We start from the raw sequence: 684 nt of genomic DNA, 5'->3' as shown, positions 1-684 counted from the left end.
CGATCAGGCTCTACACCAACCGAGCGGAGGCTGCAGCCGCCCATGTAGGGGTCTGTGCGGAACGATGGTGACGCCCACGGATGAACAAAGCCCGCTCGTGAGGTTCCAGAGAGCCTGTTGATCTTCAAGCTGTCATTTGGATACCCAAGGTGCCCATGGGTGGGCGCGGTCGTCAGTTACGCCTCTTGGCTCAGCGGTTTGGTCGGAAACGAAGTGCCGACCAGGTGTCGTCGATGGCCACCTGTCGCACAGGCTGTACGCCCTGTCCCATGAGTGCGGCGGCCAGGGATTCCCGGTTCAGGTCCGTGCCGAGCTTCTTGGCTTTCGGATAGGCCACCCAGGCGAGAGCATCGCGCCGCGCGGCGGACAGTGCTGCCTGGGCATCGGCTCCGAGCAGGTCTCCCGAAACCGTCACGAAGGCGATCACCGCTTCGGCGGTTGCGGCGTCGTCTCCGCCTTCCACGCCGAGGTCGACATCGCTCGGTCGGCCCAGGATGGCGATGCTCTGGCCCGGTTTGATCTGCAGCTTGCTCACGACTGACATGCCCTGATCCTGGCATGGGTCGCGTTTCGGACCCCGATTCGGATTCAAACGCGCTCTCGTTCGGCGGTGACCTCGGCGACAGCGGCTCTGGCGCTGGTCTCGTCGACGATGGACTTGCCGTCGGCATGGGCGGACAGCAG

The 684-nt window shown here is 64.5% G+C and carries 1 protein-coding gene; it reads right to left on the bottom strand.

From position 1 onward, the window contains the following. Positions 1-190: 190 nt before the first annotated feature. Positions 191-535: a hypothetical protein gene (locus TR48_RS38280; RefSeq protein ID WP_152628426.1), complete on the bottom strand. Its 345-nt coding sequence runs from the start codon at positions 533-535 to the stop codon at positions 191-193. Positions 536-684: the final 149 nt, after the last annotated feature.

The sequence above is a fragment of the Streptacidiphilus neutrinimicus genome (genome assembly GCF_000787815.1).
In the GTDB taxonomy this organism is placed as follows: domain Bacteria; phylum Actinomycetota; class Actinomycetes; order Streptomycetales; family Streptomycetaceae; genus Streptacidiphilus; species Streptacidiphilus neutrinimicus.
This window is presented reverse-complemented; position numbering and strand designations above follow the sequence as displayed.